Annotated in this window: 9 protein-coding genes and 1 rRNA gene; 1 reads left to right on the top strand and 9 read right to left on the bottom strand. The window is 42.4% G+C overall.

Going from position 1 to position 6,141, the window contains the following annotated elements; genetic code table 11:
- Window positions 1–4: 4 nt before the first annotated feature.
- The gene (locus LF817_RS20495; RefSeq protein ID WP_371925099.1) at window positions 5–91 is read left to right on the top strand and encodes a hypothetical protein; all 87 of its coding nucleotides are present in this window, start codon (window positions 5–7) and stop codon (window positions 89–91) included.
- Window positions 92–379: 288 nt separating this feature from the next.
- Here LF817_RS20495 and yabA read toward each other — a convergent pair whose 3' ends face one another.
- The 9 genes from yabA to rrf form a co-directional block, all read right to left on the bottom strand.
- Entirely contained in the window at window positions 380–718 is a 339-nt protein-coding gene (yabA, locus tag LF817_RS19795) for a DNA replication initiation control protein YabA (protein ID WP_253937537.1), read from the bottom strand.
- Window positions 719–734: 16 nt separating this feature from the next.
- The gene (locus tag LF817_RS19790) at window positions 735–1,562 is read right to left on the bottom strand and encodes a PSP1 domain-containing protein (protein ID WP_253937536.1); all 828 of its coding nucleotides are present in this window, start codon (window positions 1,560–1,562) and stop codon (window positions 735–737) included.
- Window positions 1,563–1,569: 7 nt separating this feature from the next.
- On the bottom strand, window positions 1,570–2,556 hold the full coding sequence (gene holB, locus LF817_RS19785; protein ID WP_256558392.1) for a DNA polymerase III subunit delta': 987 nt from the start codon (window positions 2,554–2,556) through the stop codon (window positions 1,570–1,572).
- A gap of 13 nt (window positions 2,557–2,569) precedes the next feature.
- A complete protein-coding gene (locus tag LF817_RS19780) occupies window positions 2,570–3,010 on the bottom strand; it encodes a YaaR family protein (protein WP_253937535.1) in 441 nt (146 codons plus the stop codon).
- A gap of 14 nt (window positions 3,011–3,024) precedes the next feature.
- A complete protein-coding gene (locus tag LF817_RS19775; protein WP_253937534.1) occupies window positions 3,025–3,354 on the bottom strand; it encodes a cyclic-di-AMP receptor in 330 nt (109 codons plus the stop codon).
- Window positions 3,355–3,390: 36 nt separating this feature from the next.
- Window positions 3,391–4,032, bottom strand: a complete 642-nt coding sequence (gene tmk, locus LF817_RS19770) for a dTMP kinase (RefSeq protein ID WP_253937533.1) — start codon at window positions 4,030–4,032, stop codon at window positions 3,391–3,393.
- Between the two features lie 14 nt (window positions 4,033–4,046).
- Window positions 4,047–5,474, bottom strand: a complete 1,428-nt coding sequence (locus LF817_RS19765) for an aminotransferase class I/II-fold pyridoxal phosphate-dependent enzyme (protein WP_253937532.1) — start codon at window positions 5,472–5,474, stop codon at window positions 4,047–4,049.
- Between the two features lie 93 nt (window positions 5,475–5,567).
- Window positions 5,568–5,750 (bottom strand): sigma factor G inhibitor Gin, encoded by a 183-nt coding sequence (locus LF817_RS19760; protein WP_253937531.1) that lies wholly within the window; start codon window positions 5,748–5,750, stop codon window positions 5,568–5,570.
- A gap of 265 nt (window positions 5,751–6,015) precedes the next feature.
- Window positions 6,016–6,129, bottom strand: a 5S ribosomal RNA gene (gene rrf / locus LF817_RS19755).
- Between the last annotated feature and the right edge of the window lie 12 nt (window positions 6,130–6,141).

The following is a 6,141-nucleotide window of genomic DNA, read 5'->3' as shown; positions in this document are numbered from 1 at the left end:
GTATATAGACTACTACAACAATGAACGAATGAAAGCCCGCCTTAAAACGAGTCCTGTACTTTATCGAAAAAAGCTGGAAGAAGCTGCTTAATAACATAGGCGTGTCCAATTTTCGGGGGTCAGTACACAAGCCCGAGGAAGCTCGCCACTTCCCCCACAGGAAAGCGAGCAGCTTCCCCACCACCCCTGACTCTCATACAGCAACGAACCCAGACTGTCTCGAAATCAAGTCTTCCACCATCCTGCCCTAGTGTTGGATAACTCACTATCCATATCAACAACCATCTATAACTTAGCCTTAAATTAAAACTGGATCACCATTTGGCGATAAAAAGAGAGCCCTTCCTCGGCTGAGCAAGGAAAGGCTTGGACCAAAAATCTATTTCTTATTTAAAAATGAGAGGCAAAACAAACAATCTTCATCACGTGGACTGCCAAAATGCAGATTACAAATATGGAACCCTTCTTCGTATAAACGGGCTAGATTGTCATATCCTTCCCCGACAACTGCGCCTTTTTCATTCTTACTCCGAGATTTTTGCTCACTTTCATTCTCGTGGTCTAATCTCTGACGTAAATGATGGTTTTCAAGCGACAAGTGCTGGTTTTCCTCTAATAAATAAGCAAGTTGTGCTTTTAAGTCACCTAATTGCTCATAAAGCTCGCCGATTTGCGTTTCTAAATGCGATACTTGTTCAAATATAGCTTTCTTGTTCACGCTTGATTCCACCCCGTCATTCTGTGGCTTCAGTTTGAACGACTCCCTCATCGATCAGCTCCTGCAAGGAATATTCAAGCGTCCTTTCTTGTTCACGGAATTCTACCTGTACCAGGCGCTCTAACATGTTAAGGCCTACTACTTTACCTTTTCCGTAAGATGTCGCTATGCGTTCCCCTACGTCTGGAAGCTCTCGTTTTGCGGATTCGTAATCATCATTTTCGTACTTAAGGCAGCACATTAAACGGCCGCACAATCCGGAAATCTTCGCCGGATTCAAAGATAAATTCTGGTCTTTTGCCATCTTGATCGAAACCGGTTCAAAATCTCCTAAAAATGTGGAGCAGCAAAGCATACGCCCACAAGGTCCTATACCACCTAGCATCTTCGCTTCATCTCGTACGCCAATTTGACGAAGTTCAATCCGCGTCTTAAATACGGAAGCTAAGTCTTTTACCAGCGTACGGAAATCCACCCGGCCATCGGCTGTAAAATAAAAAATGACTTTTTTTCGATCAAATGTATATTCCACATCCACTAAGTTCATATCTAATTTATGTTCACGTATCTTCATCCCACAAACGCGGTAAGCTTCTTCGGAAATTTCGGTATTTTCGTCGACCGATATTTTATCTTTTTCATCGGCTAAACGCATCACCTTTTTCAAAGGAAGGACAACATCTTCTTCGTCGACCGTCCTATTGGCAATCACTACTTTTCCAAATTCAATCCCTCGGACCGTTTCTACAATGACGTAATCTTCCGTCGTCATTTTCAAATCGCCTGGATCAAAATAATAGATCTTCCCCGCCTGTTTGAATCGGACACCTACAACTTCGATCACTATAAAATCACCTCTGCAGTTGAAGTGTAAGCTGTTCCATCACTAACGTCGGATGGACATTCTGATTTATTTTTCGCTTCGCCTCTAAAATCAATGATAAAGATTGAGCAGCGGATTGACGTGACCATCTTAATACTGCCTGGTCCCTTTTTTCTCTTTCCTGGGTAAACACAATCGCTTGTTCTCGGTCCAAATCTTGATGAATCAAATCTTGGAACCATAGCATAAGTACATCTAATCCGATTTGAAGCTGCTTTCTTTCTTTAAAATGAGGCATCCACTGATGGTTGATAAATAAAAGTCCTTCGTTTGGTTTGTTGAGAAGCACTTCAACTAATTGTATCACTAATTTTCGCACATTAGCAAACCAGTCTTCATCATTTAATTCCTGTGCTTCCTGGAGGTTATTCGTAAGAGAGGCAAGAATTTTGGCGTTTGATGTCGAAACTCCGAGATCCTCTAATTCCTTTTCTACCCTTTCCGGATTCAACGGTTGAAAAGCGAGCAGTTGACACCTGGAACGAATCGTATCCAGCATAGATTGACTATTTTCCGTCAGCAGCATAGCTGTCGTCTGCTGGTTCGGCTCCTCAAGGAATTTCAGCAGACGGTTTGACGCATTTGTCGTCATTTTATCCGCATCGACGATAATATAGACTTTGAGATTCGACTCCATCCCTGTATACGTAAATTCTTTTTGCAAGTTAAGGATTTGTTCTTTTTTAATAGACTGCCCGTCAGGTGAAACCCAGTGCAGGTCCGGGTGATTGCCGGAATCGATCCGTTTGCAGTTCACACACGTCTGACAAGGTTCAGCACCTTCCCTTTCTTTACAAAAAATACTTTTCGCAAATAACGTGCTCATTTCCCGTTTGCCTGTTCCCTTATCCCCTTGAAAAAGATAAGCATGGGAGATTCGGTCTTTTTTAAAGCTGTTGACCAGCATCTGAGCCACGAGCGGCTGCGTTTCTTTCATATCCGTCCATGATGGCATAATATTTCCGTCCTTAAGTATATAAATTAATTAATAACCCTTTGATTTCACCGATAATGCCGAGTAAATCGATGGACTGCTTTTCCTGATCCATGACGGCTTCCGTCAGCTCAGCCAACCGTTCATCGACAGCTTCTACAATCGTTAACTTTCGGCTGCGTCCATCTAAATCAAAACTGTGGGTCTGCTTTACATTCAGACCGTATTTAACAGACTCCTCCAGAAAATCTTTGATCAGCCGCTTGTATTTCGCAAGATCCCGAAACGACCGAAAACGAGCAACCTTCTCCCCTTGAGCAGAAATACTTTTCATCAATTGGTTTAACTGCGCTTCCTGAAGCTGACGGGATTGGGACTGCACCATGGAATCGAAACTCTGCTTACCCCTGGTATTTACCTGGGCCTGCTGTTTCGTTCCTTCTAATTGAGTTCGGACGTCCTGCGTAATTTTCATAGACAAACTCCTTTTTAAAACTGAAAAAACGAATCAATGGGCAGAACGAAAACGGTCGCGCCGCCTACTTCAACTTTTACTGGCTTTGGTATATATGAGTCGGCATTTCCGCCCATTGGTGAAATAGGGGCAACCATCTGCTCTCTTTGACTGCAGTTCTTGCGGAGGATCTCAAGTGCATCATCGACCTGATCATCATTACAGCCGATCATAAAGGTTGTGTTCCCTTCACGTAAAAATCCACCTGTCGTTGATAACTTGGTCGTTTGCAAATTATTCTCTGATAAAGCGTCTGTCAAACGATTACTATCTTTATCTTGAACGATGGCAATGATCATTTTCATTGGAAAATACCTCCCAATTGATTTTTAATTATTATATCAAACTTTATGTCTGTTTATTAAATATGGTTGAAGAGATTGTCTGGCAGCTTGATAAACACTCTCGATGTTCTGATCCGCATCAATAGAATGAATCCGGTCGGGATAACGCTGGCGTAATAGAAGGTAAGCCTCATACACTTTTTTATGAAAATCTAACGCCTCAAGGTCCAGCCTGTTTTTTTCACGTTCATCATTTTTGGCGATTCGCTCTAATCCTTTTTCTGGCGGGATATCAAAAAATAATGTCACGTCCGGCATCCGGTTTTCAATCGCAAATTGGTTAATCTTCAAAACGTCGTCCATTCCTAAGCCGCGTGCATGTCCTTGATATGCTAAACTCGAATCGACAAAACGATCGCATAACACGATGGTCCCTTCACTCAAAGCAGGAATCACTTTTTCCACTAAATGCTGTCTTCTCGCAGCTGCATACAATAATGCTTCTGTTCGCCCATCCATACTCGTATGGGTTTTATCTAAAATGACTTGGCGAATGCTTTCCGCAATTTGTATTCCTCCAGGCTCCCGTGTTTCTATCACCGAATACCCTTCAGCTTTCAACTGCTCTCCTACCATTTTTAAAATAGAAGATTTACCAGCACCGTCGCCGCCTTCAAATGTCACAAAAAGTCCGTCCACAAAACCATTCTCCTTTAATATACCCAAATCCCCTCAGCAATCCTTTCATTTTGAAACCGAGCGTTTTGCCTAAGCAGCACATGGACATAATCGATCGATTCCGGCTTCATCCGTTCTCCCTTCAAAATCAAAGGGATACCGGGTGGATAAGGAATGACCGACTCCGCACATATACGACCAGAAGCGTCTCTCCAGTCTATGAATGCAGGGGTTTTATGTTGTAAGTCTTCATACTGTATATCTAACGTCTGCAGTTTTTTAAATTTCAGCGCTTCTGCTTCTATTGTACCATGCGGGAGCTCATTTTTTAATTGCCATTTCACCCTTTCGAGACGTTCCTTCAATATCCCGCTCTTTATATGAGACCGCAGTCCGACCGTTAACAAAACTTGATCAGAGGTCGCCAGTTCCGGATGAATTTCCTGCTCTTCTAACACCTTGGCCACTTCAAACCCCGTCCACGGAGCAAAAGTTTGAAGCGTAATTTTTAACGGATCATCCATGTTTTGAGCGGGAAGAACCTCGAATGGATACGACGGATCCTTTAATACTTCTTTTACCTCTGACACGTGATCCAGTATTTCTTTTTTATGGTGGGTACCAAACGCACTCAGGAAGTGGCGGGCCAGGTCCAGACTTGCTAGTAAGGGATACGACGGGCTGCTTGATTGAAACAGTTGCAAGTAATAAGACAGTCTCGCCTTATCCACCCTGTTGGTCTTACTATGTAAAAAAGAAGCCATCGTCATCGCAGGGGCCATTTTATGGGCAGAATGAATGACCACGTCTGCTCCCGCATCTAAAGAACTGATAGGAAACGGGGACCCTAAAGTAAAATGAACCCCATGAGCTTCGTCAACTATGACAGGGATCTCGTAACGGTGAACAACTTCGATGATTTCCTGAATGTCGTAGGCACGTCCGAAATAATCGGGGTAGGTCAAAATCACAGCCTTCGCCTCAGGGAATGTGGAGAGAGCTTCTTGAACTAAATCAACTGTCACACGGCTATACCGCTGAGTCTCTTCCTCATGTTCAGGCATCAAAAAGACGGGCTGAGCATTTGCCAGCTCTATCCCGTGTAGAATCGATTTATGACTATTCCTTTGGACGATTACTTTATCTCCCGGCCGGCATACAGCCATAATAGATGCTAAATTGCCAGAAGTACTCCCATTCACTAAAAAACGAGTGTCGTCAGAATTAAAAAAAGCAGACGCCAATTTTTGCGCTTCTTCAATGACCCCATTTGCTCCATGTAAATCATCAAGGCCTGTGATTTCCGTCGCGTCTATGGATAGTATATTTTTAAAAGTATCAAGGCCCCTGGAGTCGAAAACCTCTCCGAATTTATGACCGGGCACATGAAAAGATATCGGTTCATTATGAAAATGTTTAAGTAACGCATCATAGAGCGGCGTTTTATTTTGTTCGTTTTCCATGTCAGTGATCCCTCATTAATGTGAACTTTATCTCTCATGCTACATGAAATGGAAGAAAAAAAGCCACTCCTTTGCAGAAGCGGCCTCTATATTTTATGAATAAATCATCGTACGGTGGGCTTTATTCATTTGCTCGATAAAAAATTGATATTTAGGATCATCTGCGGATGTTTGAATCATTTCTTTTTCACATGCCTGGCAAATATAGATACGTAGAAGATAAAGGCCGTCATCCGTTTTCTTTGAACAAATACTGCAGCATTCCTTTTCTTTCATAAGGTTCATTGCCTCCCTGCTCACCCTTATATAATAGGACAAGCTTGATTTACTTCTAGTATCTCCTAATCTATGAATCCTATACTATATTTTCTAAGAAATATTTTTGTTAATGATTATTTCTATAGCTCGCCAGGTGTGCCATTGCTTTTCCAAGTCTAAACAATAAGCTGATTCTATCTCTTTATTAAAGGAATAAGATAGAGTAGATTTTTATTTCCATAGAAAAAACCTTAGAAGCAATTGCTTCTAAGGTTTCTAATTGACGTAGCAGCGTCCTACTCTCACGGGGGTAAACCCGACTACCATCGGCGCTGAAGAGCTTAACTGCTGTGTTCGGCATGGGAACAGGTGTGACCTCTTCGCTGTCGCCACTACATCGTTGATTGAG

Source organism: Halobacillus sp. A1 (assembly GCF_024189295.1).
In the GTDB taxonomy this organism is placed as follows: Bacteria; Bacillota; Bacilli; order Bacillales; family Halobacillaceae; genus Halobacillus_A.
The sequence above is the reverse complement of the archived record's forward strand: the minus strand, read 5'-3'. Positions and strand labels throughout refer to the sequence as shown.